The organism is Rhodococcus sp. NyZ502 (genome assembly GCF_041464245.1).
GTDB lineage: Bacteria > Actinomycetota > Actinomycetes > Mycobacteriales > Mycobacteriaceae > Rhodococcus_F > Rhodococcus_F qingshengii.
Window position 1 is genome coordinate 2,594,938 of the sequence record NZ_CP167155.1, and the last position, 16,954, is coordinate 2,611,891.

At 61.3% G+C, this 16,954-nt stretch carries 17 protein-coding genes; 6 read left to right on the forward strand and 11 right to left on the reverse strand.

Going from position 1 to position 16,954, the window contains the following annotated elements; genetic code table 11:
• Positions 1-38: 38 nt before the first annotated feature.
• A complete protein-coding gene (locus ACBG85_RS12150; protein ID WP_047271328.1) occupies positions 39-1,382 on the reverse strand; it encodes a DUF3100 domain-containing protein in 1,344 nt (447 codons plus the stop codon).
• 148 nt (positions 1,383-1,530) lie between these two features.
• Between ACBG85_RS12150 and ACBG85_RS12155 the strand changes: the two genes are divergently transcribed.
• Positions 1,531-2,517, forward strand: a complete 987-nt coding sequence (locus tag ACBG85_RS12155) for an Lrp/AsnC family transcriptional regulator (RefSeq protein ID WP_042924454.1) — start codon at positions 1,531-1,533, stop codon at positions 2,515-2,517.
• Between the two features lie 36 nt (positions 2,518-2,553).
• Here ACBG85_RS12155 and ACBG85_RS12160 read toward each other — a convergent pair whose 3' ends face one another.
• From ACBG85_RS12160 to ppk2, 4 genes are read right to left on the reverse strand one after another with little or no spacing between them, the layout of a single operon-like run.
• Positions 2,554-3,519, reverse strand: coding sequence for an endonuclease/exonuclease/phosphatase family protein (locus tag ACBG85_RS12160; RefSeq protein ID WP_372027571.1), 966 nt, complete (start codon positions 3,517-3,519; stop codon positions 2,554-2,556).
• Between the two features lie 48 nt (positions 3,520-3,567).
• Positions 3,568-5,262: a SulP family inorganic anion transporter gene (locus ACBG85_RS12165; protein ID WP_003942720.1), complete on the reverse strand. Its 1,695-nt coding sequence runs from the start codon at positions 5,260-5,262 to the stop codon at positions 3,568-3,570.
• Positions 5,263-5,279: 17 nt separating this feature from the next.
• Positions 5,280-8,021, reverse strand: coding sequence for a cation-translocating P-type ATPase (locus tag ACBG85_RS12170; RefSeq protein ID WP_372027573.1), 2,742 nt, complete (start codon positions 8,019-8,021; stop codon positions 5,280-5,282).
• A gap of 27 nt (positions 8,022-8,048) precedes the next feature.
• Complete coding sequence (gene ppk2, locus ACBG85_RS12175) at positions 8,049-8,879, reverse strand: polyphosphate kinase 2 (RefSeq protein ID WP_372027847.1); 831 nt, start codon at positions 8,877-8,879, stop codon at positions 8,049-8,051.
• 191 nt (positions 8,880-9,070) lie between these two features.
• On the opposite strand from ppk2, the gene ACBG85_RS12180 reads away from it, so the two are divergent.
• Positions 9,071-9,322: a three-helix bundle dimerization domain-containing protein gene (locus ACBG85_RS12180; RefSeq protein WP_007734945.1), complete on the forward strand. Its 252-nt coding sequence runs from the start codon at positions 9,071-9,073 to the stop codon at positions 9,320-9,322.
• A 133-nt stretch (positions 9,323-9,455) separates the two neighbouring features.
• Positions 9,456-9,833 (forward strand): SHOCT domain-containing protein, encoded by a 378-nt coding sequence (locus tag ACBG85_RS12185; RefSeq protein WP_007734948.1) that lies wholly within the window; start codon positions 9,456-9,458, stop codon positions 9,831-9,833.
• On the opposite strand, the gene ACBG85_RS12190 is transcribed toward ACBG85_RS12185, so the two are convergent.
• Both ACBG85_RS12190 and ACBG85_RS12195 read right to left on the reverse strand, forming a co-directional pair.
• Complete coding sequence (locus tag ACBG85_RS12190) at positions 9,811-11,256, reverse strand: hypothetical protein (protein WP_070161885.1); 1,446 nt, start codon at positions 11,254-11,256, stop codon at positions 9,811-9,813. The two genes, ACBG85_RS12185 and ACBG85_RS12190, sit on opposite strands and share 23 nt — an antisense overlap.
• Positions 11,257-11,331: 75 nt before the next feature.
• Complete coding sequence (locus tag ACBG85_RS12195) at positions 11,332-11,730, reverse strand: membrane protein (RefSeq protein WP_003942678.1); 399 nt, start codon at positions 11,728-11,730, stop codon at positions 11,332-11,334.
• Positions 11,731-11,892: 162 nt separating this feature from the next.
• Between ACBG85_RS12195 and ACBG85_RS12200 the strand changes: the two genes are divergently transcribed.
• A complete protein-coding gene (locus ACBG85_RS12200; RefSeq protein ID WP_372027576.1) occupies positions 11,893-12,486 on the forward strand; it encodes a GNAT family N-acetyltransferase in 594 nt (197 codons plus the stop codon).
• Positions 12,487-12,503: 17 nt separating this feature from the next.
• Here ACBG85_RS12200 and ACBG85_RS12205 read toward each other — a convergent pair whose 3' ends face one another.
• The 4 genes from ACBG85_RS12205 to ACBG85_RS12220 form a co-directional block, all read right to left on the reverse strand.
• Complete coding sequence (locus tag ACBG85_RS12205) at positions 12,504-13,580, reverse strand: ABC transporter substrate-binding protein (RefSeq protein ID WP_232508949.1); 1,077 nt, start codon at positions 13,578-13,580, stop codon at positions 12,504-12,506.
• A gap of 142 nt (positions 13,581-13,722) precedes the next feature.
• Positions 13,723-14,559 (reverse strand): AraC family transcriptional regulator, encoded by an 837-nt coding sequence (locus ACBG85_RS12210; RefSeq protein WP_372027578.1) that lies wholly within the window; start codon positions 14,557-14,559, stop codon positions 13,723-13,725.
• A 55-nt stretch (positions 14,560-14,614) separates the two neighbouring features.
• The gene (locus ACBG85_RS12215; RefSeq protein WP_003942819.1) at positions 14,615-14,941 is read right to left on the reverse strand and encodes a multidrug efflux SMR transporter; all 327 of its coding nucleotides are present in this window, start codon (positions 14,939-14,941) and stop codon (positions 14,615-14,617) included.
• Positions 14,938-15,288, reverse strand: coding sequence for a multidrug efflux SMR transporter (locus ACBG85_RS12220; protein WP_116058157.1), 351 nt, complete (start codon positions 15,286-15,288; stop codon positions 14,938-14,940). The genes ACBG85_RS12215 and ACBG85_RS12220 overlap by 4 nt, the downstream gene beginning before the upstream one ends.
• 53 nt (positions 15,289-15,341) lie before the next feature.
• On the opposite strand from ACBG85_RS12220, the gene ACBG85_RS12225 reads away from it, so the two are divergent.
• Positions 15,342-16,061 (forward strand): transglutaminase domain-containing protein, encoded by a 720-nt coding sequence (locus ACBG85_RS12225; protein ID WP_372027580.1) that lies wholly within the window; start codon positions 15,342-15,344, stop codon positions 16,059-16,061.
• Between the two features lie 29 nt (positions 16,062-16,090).
• Positions 16,091-16,948 (forward strand): type I methionyl aminopeptidase, encoded by an 858-nt coding sequence (map, locus tag ACBG85_RS12230; RefSeq protein ID WP_007734970.1) that lies wholly within the window; start codon positions 16,091-16,093, stop codon positions 16,946-16,948.
• Positions 16,949-16,954: the final 6 nt, after the last annotated feature.

Here is a 16,954-nt window from a genome sequence, read left to right on the forward strand (position 1 = left end):
TTCAACATCTTTGGTTCTCAGCGTTTTCGGGTGCAGTTCTAGTGCCAGAGGCCCAGCGCGAACTCCGCGACGACCACGGAAAGTAGGTAAGAGGCGAGGATCGCGACGATTCCGACGGGCACGATCTTCCAGCCGATCGTCTTGAGCAAGGGAAGGTCCTTGCCGAGGCTGAGACCTGCGACAGTCAAGGTGAGGGTGCAGATCGAGAGAAAGTCGACAGTCCCGACGGTGCTCGAGACGAAATCACCGATGGGGGACCACGGTGTTGTCGCCAAGGCACCGATGGTGATGATTGCGATCATTGCCGCGATCTTGCCGCGGGTCAGGCGGGCCACGCCGACGCCCAGGAGCAACAATCCGGTGAGGATCAAGTAACCGACGATGATCGATCGAGATACGCCACCCGCTGCGATCGAAGAGACGATGACCCCACCGACGAACAGAATCGGAACGATGGTGGTCAGCGGCACGGTGACGCTCGGCGCAACCGCTCGTGGGGCAGTGTCGGCTTTCCGTTCGCTGGTCGTCTTCGAGCGCTTGGTGAGTGCGCCGTAGATTCGATCAGCAAGGGGGAGTGCGACATACATGCCGACATACACGCCGAGGAGGCCGGTGATGATGTTGGATGTGGCCGCCACGGCGAGTACCTGGTCGGCCATCTCGGGGTGCGCCGAAACGACGCTGGCGGCAGCGGCAGCCATCATCGAGCCGGATCCGACGCCGGCACCCATCGCCAACGCGAGGGGGTCGAAGATGTTGAAGGATGTAGCCAGTGACGCAATCAGGCTGATCAGCACGGCACCGAACAGAGTGCCGAAGACGTACATCGACAGGACTCCACGGTACTGGTCGGAATCGGGGCCGTAGCGTTCGCTGACCATCGCGAAGGAACCCTCGCGGTCGATGGAGAAGGTTGCTCCGACGGTGGCCGGCCCCATCCGAAGGAGTACCGCCAGCGGGAGTGCGAGAGCGATAGTGCCGAACAAGTGCCCCAATTCCTGCAGTAGCAGTGCGGGGCCCGCCTCGAACAACAATTGGATGTTCGGGCCGATGGTGAAAGACAACCTTGCACAAAGCAAGAGAACAGCCAGGCCCATGATTGCCGAGGCTGCAGCCTGAAGGTCGAGGCCGAGTGGTTTCCACTTCTGGCTCGAGACGACACCGCCGACAATCAGTCCCCACACCATGGGCAGGATCGTGATGGCGGCAGCGCCGACGGGAATCACTGCGGGGCCGATCAGTTGCGCGCCTGCCGCAAGCCCGAGGAGCAGAATCACCACGATCCACAGGCGTGGCGACCGCATGGCAAAAACGACTTTTTGCGTCGCGGTTTGATCGCTGACTGGGGAATCGTCATGCGAGACAGGGAATGCTTCGGTCATGTCGGTGTCTTTCTCGAGGGGGCGAACGAACGCAAGAAGTAAGGGTTCTCGAGGCTCAGGATTTGGTGGACTATTGATGTGATGAAGTTAGGATCGACGCGTTTCGATCCTGTTTCGGTGCAGCATTCTTTTGAAAGTGAGGTCCTCGGTGCAGGATCAGATGCTCAAGGACGACGATCTTCGGCTGTTGAACGCACTGCAGATCAGGCCGCGAGCGTCGTGGTCCGAGCTTTCACGCGCGATCGGTTCCGACCCGGTCACCCTGACCAGGCGTTGGGAGCGTCTGCACTCGCAAGGCATAGCGTGGATCGCTGCGTACCGTGGTGGACCCATCGTGTCGGCGACCGCACTTCTCGAGATCGAATGCGCACCGGCACAGACCATGAGCGTTGCCGAACAGATCGCGCACGATCCCGAAGTTCTCACAGTCGATCTCACAACCGGCAATCGGGATCTGCTCGTCACGCTCACCTGCACTGACCTCGATCAATTGTCCAGGTACGTGTTGGAGCGAACACAATCCCTGCCGATGATCACCGCGATGCGAACTCAGATCGTGTCCTCGGCGAACTCCGACGCGAGGAACTGGCGTCTACGTGCTCTCGATGCGGAAGAAATTGCCGCGCTCGAGTCGGCCCCGGCGGGAAAGATTCGTGGTGTACGCGCCGGCGAAGAGGAACAGTCGCAGCTGTTCGACATTCTTTCTCGCGAACCACGTGTCACCGTCTCGGCACTCGCTGCGGCCCTCGGAGTCACGCCGGCTCGCGCTGGGGCGCTCCTTTCTCACGAGCTGTCGACGGGGCGACTGGTCGTCCGCACGGAGATTGCTCGGCCCTACTCCGGTTGGCCGGTCTACGCCTGGTACTTCTTACGTCTCGACGGGCGAAAGGAGGCAATTGCTCAGCGTCTTTCGCACCTGCGTGAGGCGAGGCTTGTTGCTTCTACGATCGGCAGCTACGACATCGCATTGGCGGTGTGGCTGCGCTCGATCGACGACGTGCAGCGTCTGGAAGGTTATCTCGCCGAGCAGTTTCCGGGCGTATCCGTGGTGGACCGGTCGATCGTCCTGCGTACGCCGCATCACCTGCATCGGACGATCGATGTGTCGGGTCGAAGCATGCCGAAGCACGGGTGATCCGCAACTCGTTCGCTCGGGTCGGGTGCTCTCCGACTAGTTGGGGATCGCCACGTCGACGATCAAGCCGAAGTGATCGGAACCTTCGATCTCGATCCGCTCGAGTGACTTCGCCTGTCCGCCCCGCAGAAGTACATGGTCGATGCCGACGATCGCGGGAAATTTCTTGTCCGCCGGATAGGTGCGCACGATGCCTACTCCCAATTGGTCTGCGGCATCGGAGTAGCCGACATCGAGGAGGTCACGGAATTGCTTGTGCGTGAATGTGGTGTTGAAGTCGCCACTGACGATGACGGTTTCCTCGGCGGCAGCAGCGTCGAGCGCGTTTCGCAAAGTGCTCAGCTCGGCAGTCCACACGTCGGGCGGGGTCACGTACGCCGGTCCGGGGTGAACCGCCAGGAGGGTGAACGGAGTCGAGAAGCCGACTTCGGCAACAAGATTGGTCGGTCCGAATCCGTTCAATTCCCGAGTTTCCGTCAGCGGATAACGGCTGTAAATACCGGCGCCACCCCCGCCGGCCTCGTCCGGTACCAAGTAGTGATGCGGCAGCAGTTGCTCGAGTCCTTGATCTCTGAGAGAGCCTTCGAGTGATGTGGTCAGTTCCTGAACCGTCAGGACGTCGACTGCCTTCTCGCGCACCGTCGCAGTCAAACTGGCGGGATCTGCCTGCCCGAAGAGAAGGTTTGCTTGCATTACGCGCAGAGTCGGCCCGTCGATTTCGGAACTGTTTGCCACATACAGTGGACTGATCACCGACGCGCCCACCGCAATCAGTACCACCGAGATCGCCAGCAGGATCCAGCGGCGAAAGACCAGGCATATCAGGGACGCTGCGAGTGTGACCGCAAGCAGTATCGGGACGAAGGAGGCCACGGCGATCAACGGGTTGATCGGCTTGGTGGAGTACAACGCGATCAGCGAGACAACGCCGACGGCGATACCGCCCACGCCGGCGACCTGAGCGATACGGCGTGCCGGAACATTGTCCGTCGTGAGTCCCATACCAAACGGTACCCAATGCAGCCACGGCTCCCGACTGCCTGGAGTTTGTCAGTCGCCGGTTCGGGTGCGGAATGCGTTCACGGCGGCTTCGACGGTCGGGTAGAAGTGCGTCGAATCGAATCGATCCCCGACTCCGAATCGGATGAGTCGATCCTTGATCGGACCTTTCATCTCTGCGAATGCCAACCGAATTCCTTTGCCTTCGAGGAATGTATCCAGATCGACGAGTTCGTCGACTGCCGTTGTGTCGAGTCCGGTGATCGGTTCGGCGGCTATAACCACCCAGTCGACCGGATCTGGCGCCTTGGCGACGACGGAGCGAACGTACTCGTCGAAGATCTCGCCGTTCGCGAAAAACAGTGGCGCGTCAAACCTCACCAACACCAGGCCGGGGATGCGATGCCCATCTGGATGGCGTTCGATGTCGTGGAATCCGGCGGGTTCGCCCGTCTCGACGAGTTCGGTTCGATGTGGCTGCCATACCTGCGCGATGACCGCTGCGAAGGACAGTCCGATCGCTACAAGGATGCCTTGTAGCACACCGACCAGGGCGACGCCCAGAAACGCCGCGACGGCGAGGCCGAATTCCACGGTGCTCATGCGCCACATGCGGACCATGCCGCCCACGTCGATCAGTGCACACGCGGCGACGATGACGACGGCGGCCAGTGTTGCATCGGGCAGATATGCCGTGAGTCCGGGAGCGACGAGGACGAACACCAGGACCGCGAGCGCCCCGACGACGCCGGCCAATTGTGTGTGCGCCCCACTCTGTTCGGCTACCGGAGTTCGTGACCCGCTCGCCGAGATCGGAAACCCGCCGAACAGCCCGCCGGCCACGTTCGCGACACCGATCGCCTTCATTTCGGTACTGCCGTTCACGTCCTCGCCGTGGCGGGCGGCGAAGGTGCGCGAGAGAACGCCGGTGTCGGCGAAGGCAATCAATGCGATACCGGCGGCGGGCCCGATCAGATGGCCGACGTCCTGCCAGGTGACTCCACCGACGGAAGGGAGGGGGAGTCCTTCCGGTAGTGCGCCGACCATGCCGATGTCATCGGTGAGACCGGCGGCAGCGGACAAGACTATGGCCGCGACAACGGCCACCAGAACGCCGGGAACAACAGGTACCCAGAGCCGGAAGGCGACTATGACGACTAGCGAACCGACACCGATGGCGGCAGCGAGGGGGTCGACGTCGCCACCCACCAGGGCCTTTGAGATCCCGCCAATTTCACCGAGTAGACCGGACGCGTCGACGGAGAATCCGAGCAGCTTGGGAATCTGACCAACTACGACGACGAGTGCAATGGCGTTGAGGTAGCCGAGGCGGATCGGTTTCGAGAGGAGTTCGGTCACGAAGCCGAGACGAAGGAATCCGCCGATCACGAGGATGAGTCCGACAAGAATGGCGAGAACACCGGCTAGTGCAAGCGCATTCTCCGAATCGCCGACCACTGCCAGCGGTATGACCGCGGCGGCAATCAGCGGCGCCAGTGACGAATCAGGTCCGAGTACAAGGATTTTCGAGGGCCCGACTACCGCGTAGGCGAGCAAAGGCACGATGGTGGCGTACAGCCCGGCGTACGCAGGCAACCCGGCGGCCTCGGCGTAGCCCATGCCTGCCGGGATGAGCAGGGCAGTCAAGACGAGTCCGGCAGTGACGTCTGTTCGCAACCACTCGCGGCGATACCCACGGGCAGTCGCGACGCCCGGTAGCCGACCTAGACTCTCCGCCCACATCATCGTTTGATTGTCCTCCCTCAGTGGAGCGAACGGGCGCGCTCGGGGGCAACCGCGGTGGTCGCAGGGAGGGGCGCAGGTGCCTGTGCGAGGCGGCGGCGTCGAATTGCCTTGTCCAACTCGACGACAACCGGGATGATCAGCGACCAACCCAGGCAGGCGAGCCACTGGGCGCCGGTCAGTGAGGTTGTCATGAGGAGGTCCTGGAGGACGCCCGCCTCGACGGCGAATACGGTCACGACCGTGGGGATCGTCAAGATCTTGATGGCACCGAGAACCGGTGGAACCACGCCGGACTCGGGATCACGCCGCATGGTAAGCCCCGCGAGAATCGAACCGAGAGAGAGCACTACGAATGCTGTGGTCATGGGAACATTCGCCTCGGAAGTACTCATTTCACCGGGTGCGAGAAGCATCGCCGCGAGTGTCACGGCAAATTGCAGGACACCGTACGCGAGCCACTGAGCGACTGCGCTTCGATGTGCGATCGGCATCTTGGGATCGCGCGGAGGCTTGTTCATCAGATCCGGTGGCGGCGGGTCGAGCATGATCACGGCGACGGGGAACAGTGTGATGAAGAAGTGCTGGAACAGCACCATCAGTGGCGTCAGTGCCACACCCTCGTTGATGTTGAAGATGCTCGCAGCGAGGAAGAGGAGAACCAAGGAGAAGAGTTTCGACATCTGGTAGCGGATGTACGAGACGATTTTTCCGTAGATGTTGCGGCCCAGAGTGATCGCGGTGATGAGGGTGCCGAAGTTGTCGTCGGTGAGCACCATCTTGCCCGCCTGTTTGGTCACCTCACTGCCCGAGCCCATGGCGACGCCGATGTCTGCCTTCTTCAACGCGGCGGCGTCGTTGACCGCGTCTCCGGTCATCGCGACGACGGCGCCACCGCTCTGCATGACATCGACCAAGCGAAGTTTGTCCTGCGGAGTGACGCGGCCGAACACGTGCAGGTTCGGCAACGCGGTCGACAGTTCTTCATCGGTCATCGCTTGCAACTCGCCGCCGCCCACCGAGCCCGGGCCGAGTCCGAGTTCGGCACCGATCGCTGCGGCGGTGATGGCATGGTCGCCGGTGATCATGCGGACCTCGATGCCGGCCCGGTGTGCGGTTCGCACCGAATCGACCGCCTCCGGACGCAGCGGGTCGATGATGCCTGCCATACCGACAAACGTCAGGTCCTCGACAAAGGACATGGGGTCGGCCACGACAGCGTCTTCCCGTCCGTCGAGGCGTCTGACCGCGAATGCCAGCACCCGAAGACCCTTTTCGGACATCGACTGATTTGCTGCCGTGAGTTCGTCTCGGACTTCCTCGATCGGGACCTGCCGACGGCCGGGGAGAAAGGCCGAAGAACACCGAGCGAGGACGACATCGGGTCCGCCCTTGACCAATCCGACGAACTGACTTACGCCGTCGACTTCGAGATGGTGGTACGTGGCCATGAACTTGTACGCGGAATCGAACGGAACCGTCGCCACCCGCGGGTAGGTCCGTCTGGTCAGTGGGGCGTCGGCACCGATCTTTGCCGCGAGCACCACGAGCGCGGCCTCGGTCGGGTCGCCGACAACTTCCCCGGAATCGGAAACCGTTGCATCGCTGTCGAGACACAGTCCGTATGCGAGAAGGGTGAAGTCGGGCGGCGCCTCGCCGGCAACCTGCGTGATCCTTCCCGCTTTGGCGTAGCCTTCGCCGTCGACCGTGTACCAACGGCCGTGGACGTACAGCGATCGGACGGTCATCTGGTTCATGGTCAGCGTGCCGGTCTTGTCCGAGTTGATTGCACTGGTCGCGCCGAGTGTTTCGACGTCGGTCAGGTTCTTCACGACGGCCTTGGCGTCGGCCAGTTGACGGGCACCGTAGGCCAGCATCGCCTGGACGAATGTTGGCAGGCCGGTCGGAATCGCGGACACTCCCATTGCGATACCAAGGAGCAGAAGCGTAGTCAGATCCTGCCCACGAAGGAGCCCGATGACGACGATGACGATCACTGCCGTCCACGCGATGATTCCGAGAAGTTTGGTGAGAGAGTCCAATTCACGTTGAAGTGGCGACTTGCCAGGGGCGACCGCCGACAACATCGACGCGATCCGGCCTATCTGCGTCTGCATCCCGGTCTCGGTGACCACCATGGTCGCCGTGCCGCGGGTGACCGAGGTGTTCTGGAAGACCAGATTGCTGCGGTCTCCGAGCGGAATATCCGCGTTGTTCAGCGTATTCGGGTCCTTCGGTATCGGCGCGCTTTCCCCGGTCAATGCGGCTTCCTGCGTCTCCAGGGTGGTGGTGGCGAGCAACCGTCCGTCGGCAGCGATGATGTCTCCTGCCTCGACTTGGACGATGTCACCCGGCACCAGTTCGGTAGCGTCGAGTTGAATCAGGTTCCCGTCACGAATGACCCGTGCTTGGGGCGTCTGCATCTTGGCGAGGGCGTCGACGCTGGCCCGTGCCTTCAACTCCTGTCGAGTTCCGAGGACGATGTTGAGCACGACGAGCACCGCCACCACGATTGCTGTCGGCACTTCACCGATGGCGATGCTGACCGCGGCCACGGCGACGAGCATCAAGTTCATCGGATCTTTCAGCTGCAACAGCGCGATCGACCACGTCGACGGCGGTGGCGTCGAGGTGATTTCGTTCGACCCGTAGCGTCGTCGCCGTTGGTCGGCCTCATCCGACTGCAGTCCGCGCTCCGGGTCCGACTGCAGTACGGACACGACTGATTCGCCACTCTGCGCATGCCACGGCGTGGGGCTCATGACCGCACATCCTTTCCTTGGCGATCGTCAATACCGGGTCGGAATCCAGTGCAGCGGTTGTTTGGGAGTCTGGTAGCCGTGAGCCTTCTGCCGTTTCGGCAGGGTGATGTCCGTGGATTGCACGGGCTCGTAGGGGATCTGACTCAGAATGTGGCTGATGATGTTGAGTCGTCCGCGTTTCTTGTCATTGTTGTTTGCGACATACCATGGCGCCCAGCCGGTGTCGGTGAAGCGAAACATCTCGTCGCGGGCACGCGAGTAGTCGTACCAATGACTGAACGACTTCAGATCGAGATTCGACAGCTTCCAGATCTTTCGAGGGTCGTCGATCCGGCTCTGCAGACGTAAGAGCTGCTGTTCTTCGCTGACCTCGAGCCAGTACTTGAGCAGAATGACTCCCGATTCGACGATCGCGCGTTCGACGGTCGGAATGAGCTGGAGAAATTGATGTGCTTGTTCTTCGGTGCAAAAGCCCATTACTCGTTCTACACCGGCACGGTTGTACCAACTTCGGTCGAAGATGACGATCTCACCGCCAGCCGGAAGATGCGGGACGTAGCGCTGGACATACATCTGCGAATGCTCTCGCTCGGTCGGGGCGGGTAACGCAACGACCCGGAACACTCGCGGACTCACTCGCTCGGTGATGGCTTTGATGACACCGCCCTTCCCCGCGGTATCTCGACCTTCGAATACGATGCAGACCTTGGCTCCAGACGATTTGACCCACTCCTGCAAAGCCACGAGTTCGCCGTGCAACGGCTTGAGTTTGCGGCGGTACACCTTGTTCTTCATCGGCTTTTCTGCCACGGGCGGCGCGTCGTCGGTAAGGGTTGACGGGGTGCCGTCGTGAAGAATCCGAGCGTTCTTTCCCACTTCCACTCCCTGGCATCATGAGTGCAACGCGAGCGCGCGGGGAACCGTCCGCCCTTATGTGTATGCCCCATATTCGGTGAACCTATTCTCTTCGCAATCGAGACCCGAATCGTGTTGTTTTCGAACCCTTTCCGAGTCTTGACGTGCTCGGCTGGACGGACGACCATTAATGGATGACTGGCGACGAAGAGTTGCTCCACGTCGAGCGGGTGATCACTCGCCTCATTTCCCGCTATCCCGCCGTTCCTCCACCGGAGATCGAAAACAGAGTGCGAACAATTCACCAGCGTTTTGCGGGATGTCGGATCCGCGACTTCGTGCCTCTTCTGGTCGAAAAAGCGGCCAGACAAGAGATCTCGGATCGGAGAATCGTGATTCCGATAATGGATGAGCGGTCGGCGAGTCTGAACTCTCTCGAGCTGTAGCCGGAACGGGGATCGTCGGCGCATACTGAAATGACCTTGGACCAGGGAGTTCTGGCCGAATGCAGGAGCTCAGGCGCGGAACGTCAGCCTCCCGAACTCCTGATGTGTAAAATCGAGTACAGGGAGCGTTGACATGGAAGGCTTCTGGGAATTCTTCTGGTTCATCTTCGTCTGCTTTGCCTTTGTGGCGTACTTGAGCGTGTTGTTCTCGATCATCACCGACTTGTTCCGTGATCACGAGACTTCGGGCTGGGCCAAGGCGTTGTGGATGATATTCCTCTTCGTCATTCCATTCCTGTCCGCGATGATCTACGTGGTCGTCAAGAATGACGGAATGACGAGGCGGTCGATGGAAGCCGCTCAAGAGCACATACACGCGCAGAGTGATTACATTCGAAAGGTCGCCGGGAAATCGCCGACTCAGCAGATCGCCGACGCCAGAGAGCTTCTCGACTCAGGCGCGATCAACGAAGAGGAATTCCAGGCCATCAAGGCAAAGGCGCTGGCGTAGTTTTCGTATCTTCTGCCCCGGGCCTGGCGTCGTCGGTTCCGCCGTCGCCAGGCCCGGCGTCCTGCGCGGCGGCGCGTGCGGGACGAACCAATACTTCCAGTGCGACGAGAGCAACGAGCGCAATGACGACGATCCAACCAACGACCAATCCGGTGGGGTAGCGCCAGAAGAGCAGCAACAGGGCGGCGATGCCGATGATGGCACAGCGCAGTGGGACACGAAGCTGATTGGCCCACCGCTCCACCTGATTCGGCGTTCGGCCGCTTGCAGAATGCCGGACGAAGTCCAACGCCTGCCCGTAGCCTCGACGAACGGCGATCGCCGACGACGACCCACCGATCAGGTAGGCGCCGAGCCCCACCACCACACCGAGGACCGCAACCGCGCGAAGGCTCGTCCGAAGCGGAACCAGAACTGTGTCGATGACAGCGGTGGCGGCGTCTGGCGAGAGGATATCGGTAGGGACACTGTCGAGGTAGATTGCGCGCCCGATCAGAATTCCGATCGCAAGAACAAGCATTCCCAACGCAATCGACAGTCCGACCAGGGACAGCGTACGAAGCCTGCGACCGGTTGGCGCAACGGCGACAGCGGCTGCTGCGCAAGCAATTCCCAACCACGGCAGCACCGCCGAGACCTTGTCGAGTGCCGAGACGGCTCGCTGCGCCTTCACCAGCTCGGGGGACTGGAAGAGAACAAACTCCTTGTCCACGGACGGGATTTTGTCTGCGAAAGCGAAGCCGCGGTCGGTCAGCGCCGTTTTCACCCGGTCGATGATCGTGCTCAGTGAAATGCTGACCGTTCCGCTCTGGTCGACCTCGACCGAGTCGGGTCCGTAGTTTCCGGTCATGACGGCGACGAGGGAGTTGTGCGCCGCTCGGTTCGCCTGAATCCAAAGGTCTTCGAACTGCTGCGTCCGAACGAGCGAGGCCACTGTGTCGTGGACGAAACTCTTCGCCTGGCCGGCGATCACCGGTGCCAAACCCACCAACGCCTGGTCCACGCGAGGCGCGTTGGCTTCGAGATTCGACACATCCGTCAATGCCGTGAGTGCCTCGGTGGTGAGCCCTTCGACGTCGACGCGATCGAAGATCTCGTCCGTGACTTGATTCGTGATCTCCGCTTGCACGGCTGGATTCTCACCCAGTGGCGCTACCGTGCTGACGTAGCGGTCCGTGTCGAGGATCTGACTACGTACGAAGCGGGTGGTTACCGACAAGACTGCGAGCAGTGCGACCAGCACCAGCAGGATTGTCACCGCGGTCCACCGCAGCCCATGTCGAGGTGGTCGGGAGACTTTCTCGACGGTCGTTTCGCGGGCGCTGGGAGTCTGCTCGCGAAGTGTTGCTACCTCTTCGCGCAACCGGGCTAGTTCGGCACGTTCGTCCTCCTGGAGTGGTCCGTCGCTCGTGCCGTTTGCCATGATGGTCCTCCCGGGACGGAAACTACTGGCGCACAGTTGAAATGCTGAACTGCGAAGATTATTCGGCGGGTGACCTCAGATGACCTCGGGATTCCAGGTCGCGACGGCCCAGATGACGAATACGTCGAGTGCGATGATGATGATCGACCACCACGGCGAGTGGGGTAGCCACAGGAAATTCGCGAGGATCGACAGAGAACAGATGACTATCGCGCCTACCCGTGCCCACGTCGCGCCGGTGAAGAGCATGATTCCGACAGCGGTGACGAGCACGCCGAGTACGAGGTGAATCCATCCCCAGGAGGTGAGGTCGAATTGGTACGCGTATTCAGGGCCGACGACCGTCACGTCGTCCTCCGATATCGCCGAGATGCCTTGGAGGATTTCGAGCACGCCGACTGTGATGAGGAGAACGGCTCCGCCCAGCGCGCTTCCTTTTGCCACACCCTGCTTTACCAGTGAATCCTCGGACATGACCGCCCCTAGATTTCAAGCGCGAAATAGCCTGGCATATTTCCCTGTCCCGACCTTTTACGGTGGTGAAGTAGCCCGTCGGAGGGCAAATCAAACATTGAGCGCTGCACAGCATTGCGATATTCATTCGCCTACGAATTCGAAAGAACCTACCGTGACGGCATGGATATGGCGGACGTAGGTGTGGCGATGAGGCCTGCACCGGGTGTGATCCGGACGGACCGACTGGTGCTCCGTACCTACCGCCCAGGCGATCACCGGGATCTTCTCACCTTCTACGGGCGCAGCGACGTATGCCGATATTTGCTCAACGAACCCTGGAGTCTCGCGGAGGCTCGGGAGGCCGTGCAGACCAGAATGTCTCTCCGCGACCTGGCATCGGGCGCGGTGGCACTTGTTGTCGAGTACGGGGGCCGGGTTGTCGGAAGCGTGAGTGCTTGGCGAGTCGAAGAATCTGATTGCACAGCCGAAGTCGAGCACACCGCCGAACTCGGGTGGGCATTTTCGCCCGAGTTCGGCGGCCGAGGATTCGCGACGGAAGCAGTGACCGCTCTGATCGACCTCGCGTTCGCGACACCCCGATTGCGCCGCGTGGTCGCGCGAATGGATTCGAGAAACGAATCCTCGGCGCGACTCGCGCAGCGGATCGGTATGAGGCGAGAGGGACATTTTCGGCAGAACGCGTGGATCAAGAACGAGTGGACCGACACCGTGGTTTTCGCGACACTTCGCGGTGAGTGGCCTTCAGTTGCTTGATCAGACCGAGCGGGCTGCTATTTTGCGACCAGTTCGGTCAACTGTGGCACGAGTTCGTCGGTCGCCCACGGAACACTCAGAAGGCTGACGTACATTGTCGCTGCAGTCAGGCGATTGTCGGTGATCCACAGGTCCTTGCCGTTGGCGATGACCGGCCACCGCGAGAACAGAGTGTTGGCCAATGTGCTGTCGACTTCCGACTGATCGCTTGCCCAACCGAGATACACGTCGGTGTTGATCGTGTCGAGCTTTTCCATACTGATGCCGAAAAGGAACGAGTCGCCGGCGAAGTTCTTGGCGCCGTTCACCACGTCGGGAGCGACTGTGAGCCCGAGGTTTTCGACAAACTTGACGCGCGGATCGTCCGGACCGTAGATGGCGGTTTCGGTTTCTCCTTCACGGATGTAGGAACCGAAGGCGAAAGTGACTCCGTTGAATTCGGGATGACTCGCCTTCGATTCCTGGACCGATTCCTCAACCGACTTGATCAGCGCCGCGGTTTGAGCGGGACGCCCGAGTGCCTTGCCGACATCGGTGGCGAGGTTTTGCCACGAGCTGGGCTGATACGGCTTGGTGTCGTACGGGAGGGTCGGGGCGATCGAGCTCAGGCGCTGGTAATCCTGCTCGGAGAAGCCCGAGTACGGGGCAAGAATCAGATCAGGCGCGGCATTGAGAATCTGCTCGAACAGTAGCTCGCCGCTGTCGGAGTAGTACGGCGCAGGCGTGGGCAGCGTCTGGCCCGACTTTTCGAGTTCGGCGCGGGTCCACGGCAGGAACCCGTCGGCGTCGCCGGCCCAAGAGTCCTTCTGCATCGCGATCGGAGTGACACCCAGGGCGATGACCGTGTCTGCCGCTGCGGAATCGAGGGTGAGGATCCGTGTCGGCTCCTTGTCGATGGTGGTCCCGCCGAAAGCGTGCTTGATCGTCACGGGATAGGCGCCGTCCTCGACGGCGGATGCCGATGAATTGTTTTCCTGGGCGTCCGATGACGACTGTGTGCAGGCGGTCAGAGGCAGTGCCGCCGCCAGCATGAGCGCAACAACGATTCGTCGCCTCCGCTGGGGACGAATTCTCTGACGGGCAGATCTGAACACGCGAAACTCCTCGGGATTGATCAGGGAAGTGCTTGCACGACTCAGCGCAGTACGCGCATGAGAGCAGGCTTACCTAAGTTAATGTAGGGCGCGTGCGTGTAGCGAAGGGGCCAGCCGATGTCGACAACAGGTCAGGCTCGAGTCAGTTGACAGCGGCGAGCGCATTGCCGGGGGTGTAGCCGACCGTCTTGCGAAAAGCGGCGATGAAGGAACTCGACGTCCCGTAACCGACACGGCGGCTGACGGCGTTCACACTCATTCCGGTCCCGAGCATGCCGAGGGCCGTGCTCATACGAACCAGAGTGCGCCACTGCGCAAAGCTCAAGGCGAGTTCCGCGGCAAAAATCCGGGTGACCGTACGTCGGCTGAGATTGAGAACGTGAGCCCACTGATCGAGTGATCGATCGTCGGCGGGATCCGACAGCACTTTGTCGACGAGCATCCGTAGCCGCGGATCTCGGGGGATCGGTACGTCGAAGTGAGGTGCTGATGCCGGCGTGAGGAGATCGACACAAACCTGCTGTGCCCGAAGGCGTTGTTCTGCAGGCATTCCGGTGTGGGCGAGGTGTATCAGCAGTGCCCGGGCTGCCTCACTCAGTGTCACGATGCACGGTTCGTTCCAGGCGGGGGTCCACAGCTCGGGAGTGAAGAGCGTGGCGCGGAATGCGACGTGGGGATTTGCCTGACCTTCGTGGAGGACCCCGCGGGGGATCCACAGGCCGACGCCGGGCGTGACGGTCCAGAGTTGATTGTCGATGATCATGTTGACGACACCGCGGTCGGACCAGATCAGTTCGTGCTCGACGTGAGCGTGTTGTGGCCACCGGGTGATGTGATCGGTCTCGACGATGTACGTCGTGAGTTTGAATGGCGCCGGGACGGCGCGCGCCATCGGGGTGTGGCGGTCGGATTCCCGTAAGTGGGAATCGTCGTCCAGCTGTGGACCGTCGTCGATTTCACGAAGGGCAGGGATCAGCACCGTGGACTACCTCCAGAGCAAAGTTAGGTAAACCTTACACTGATGTGTGCAGCGATCAGTGACTCGCACCGAGTTCGATGAGAAGCACGCCTGCCGCGATGAGGCCGATCCCGACCATCATGAGCCTGGTCAGCGGTTCGCGAAAGAGAATGCGAGATGCGATTGCCGTCAACGCCACTCCGCATGCAGTCCAGATTCCGTAGGCGACGCCGATGGTAAGGCCCGCGTCGAGCGCGAGCGTGAGGAAAGCGAAAGCCGCGAGGTACCCCACGGTGACAACCGCGAGCCATCGTTTGTCGCTGCCGTCCTGCGACGCCATCCGTAGTGACAACGTCGCGGTGACCTCGGAAATAATTGCAGCGATCAGAAATACGAAGGTCATGCCGGGTCCACCGGCCCGCTGTCGGCAGCAACCTGGGAACCGAGTTCAACGCACAGCACTCCGCCGATGACCAGGGCAATGCCGACGCCCATGGTGGCTGTCAGGGGGTCGCCGAAAAGGGAAGTCGCGAACACCGCGGTCAGGACAACTCCGGTTGCGCCCCAGATTCCGTATGCAACACCGAGTCCCATGCCCTCCCGCAGGACGAACGACAACGCGGTGAATGCTGCGAGATATCCGCCGACGACCACGACGTACCAGGCGGGGTGATCGAGGGCCGCGCGCAGAGACAGAGTCGCAGACACCTCGGTGAGGATCGCGGTGATCAACAGCAGCCATTTCTTCACGGTTCGGATTCTGTCAGGCTCCACCGATTCCGGTCGCGCACTACGGTCGAGACATGACGTGCGTACTGCTCGGCGGAATCCGCGAAGGTGACATCCGCCACGATGTGTCTGTTGGCGATATAACCGCGACGCCGATTCTCGACTGGGGCCACGACGACGTGGCCCGCCTCTACGAGGACATTGCAGAAGGTGCGATCCAGTCGGCGCAGGAGTTCCTGGTGTCGGCGCATCGCAGCGTCGCTGCAAATATTCGGCCGGTGTACGGCCTCGACGACCGGCAACCCGTCTCGGTGACATTGAGTCGAGAGCGCGGATCCTGCAGTCAGAGACTGGCCATCGTCGAAGCGTTGGCTCGCCGCCGAGGTATCGCCACCCGAGTACGCGGTCTCGTACTACGCGGGGAATTCTGGTACCCGAGATTTCGGCGTCTACATGCGGTGATTCCGAAGTCAGTGCTGCTGGCGTGGCCGGAATTTCTGGTCGACGGACGCTGGCAGGACATCTCCGAGATCGTTTCACCTGCGGTGGTCTCAGCGCTCGAACCGTTCACGAACACCGGCGAGGAGACACTGTTCGACGCGATCGGACGCGCTCCGATCAGTTGGGGCAAGTCTGTTTCGTGTGATTGCTTGGACTTCTCCGAATTCGTCGACCGCGATCTGGGCACCTTCGAATCTCGCGACGGGCTCTTCGAGGAATTCGGACAGACGATGTCGACCCCCGTCAGAATTCTCGTCGACCCGGTTTTCCGGAACTGGAGTGCATCCGGCTGACGCGCGACGCGAGGTCTAGGCTGTTCTGCATGTCTGTGCGTACCCCATTGGTCCCTGGAACCGTCTCTCCCGTCCTCGCTGTGCCCTCGAAGATCGAGCGGCCTGAGTACGCGTGGAAGCCGACCGCCAAAGAGGGCAACGAGCCCTGGGTTCAGACGCCGGAAACGATCGAGGCGATGCGCATCGCCAGCAAGATCGCTGCAGGCGCGCTGCAGGAAGCCGGCAAGGCTGTCGCTCCCGGTGTCACGACCGACGAACTCGACCGCATCGCACACGAGTTCATGCTCGACCACGGTGCATACCCGTCGACGTTGGGCTACAAGAGCTTTCCCAAGTCGTGCTGCACGTCTCTCAACGAGGTGATCTGCCACGGAATCCCCGACTCGACTGTGATCCAGGACGGCGACATCGTCAATATCGACGTCACCGCGTACATCAACGGGGTACACGGCGACACCAATGCGACATTCCTCGCCGGTGACGTGTCCGAAGAGAACCGCTTGCTCGTCGAGCGCACACACGAGGCAACGATGCGGGCCATCAAAGCCGTCAAGCCCGGCCGCGCGCTCAACGTGATCGGACGTGTCATCGAGTCCTACGCCCATCGGTTCGGGTACGGCGTCGTCCGGGACTTCACCGGACACGGAATCGGCGAGACCTTCCACAACGGCCTCGTGATCCTGCACTACGACGAGCCCGCGGTCGAGACGATCATCGAACCGGGCATGGTCTTCACGATCGAACCGATGATCAACCTCGGTGGTATCGACTACGAGATCTGGGAGGACGGTTGGACCGTCGTCACCAAGGACCGTAAGTGGACGGCGCAGTTCGAGCACACCTTGGTGGTCACCGAGACCGGTGCAGAGATTCTCACCCTGCCTTGAGTTCGG

Bases quoted from the DNA above. Each gene is read 5' to 3' on its own strand.
- ACBG85_RS12180 (WP_007734945.1), top strand. From the start codon at position 9,071: ATGACTGGCGACGAAGAGTTGCTCCACGTCGAGCGGGTGATCACTCGC.
- map (WP_007734970.1), top strand. From the start codon at position 16,091: ATGTCTGTGCGTACCCCATTGGTCCCTGGAACCGTCTCTCCCGTCCTC.
- ACBG85_RS12225 (WP_372027580.1), top strand. From the start codon at position 15,342: ATGACGTGCGTACTGCTCGGCGGAATCCGCGAAGGTGACATCCGCCAC.
- ACBG85_RS12170 (WP_372027573.1), bottom strand. From the start codon at position 8,021: ATGAGCCCCACGCCGTGGCATGCGCAGAGTGGCGAATCAGTCGTGTCC.
- ACBG85_RS12150 (WP_047271328.1), bottom strand. From the start codon at position 1,382: ATGACCGAAGCATTCCCTGTCTCGCATGACGATTCCCCAGTCAGCGAT.
- ACBG85_RS12165 (WP_003942720.1), bottom strand. From the start codon at position 5,262: ATGATGTGGGCGGAGAGTCTAGGTCGGCTACCGGGCGTCGCGACTGCC.
- ACBG85_RS12190 (WP_070161885.1), bottom strand. From the start codon at position 11,256: ATGGCAAACGGCACGAGCGACGGACCACTCCAGGAGGACGAACGTGCC.
- ACBG85_RS12195 (WP_003942678.1), bottom strand. From the start codon at position 11,730: ATGTCCGAGGATTCACTGGTAAAGCAGGGTGTGGCAAAAGGAAGCGCG.
- ACBG85_RS12160 (WP_372027571.1), bottom strand. From the start codon at position 3,519: ATGGGACTCACGACGGACAATGTTCCGGCACGCCGTATCGCTCAGGTC.
- ACBG85_RS12200 (WP_372027576.1), top strand. From the start codon at position 11,893: ATGGATATGGCGGACGTAGGTGTGGCGATGAGGCCTGCACCGGGTGTG.
- ACBG85_RS12215 (WP_003942819.1), bottom strand. From the start codon at position 14,941: ATGACCTTCGTATTTCTGATCGCTGCAATTATTTCCGAGGTCACCGCG.
- ACBG85_RS12185 (WP_007734948.1), top strand. From the start codon at position 9,456: ATGGAAGGCTTCTGGGAATTCTTCTGGTTCATCTTCGTCTGCTTTGCC.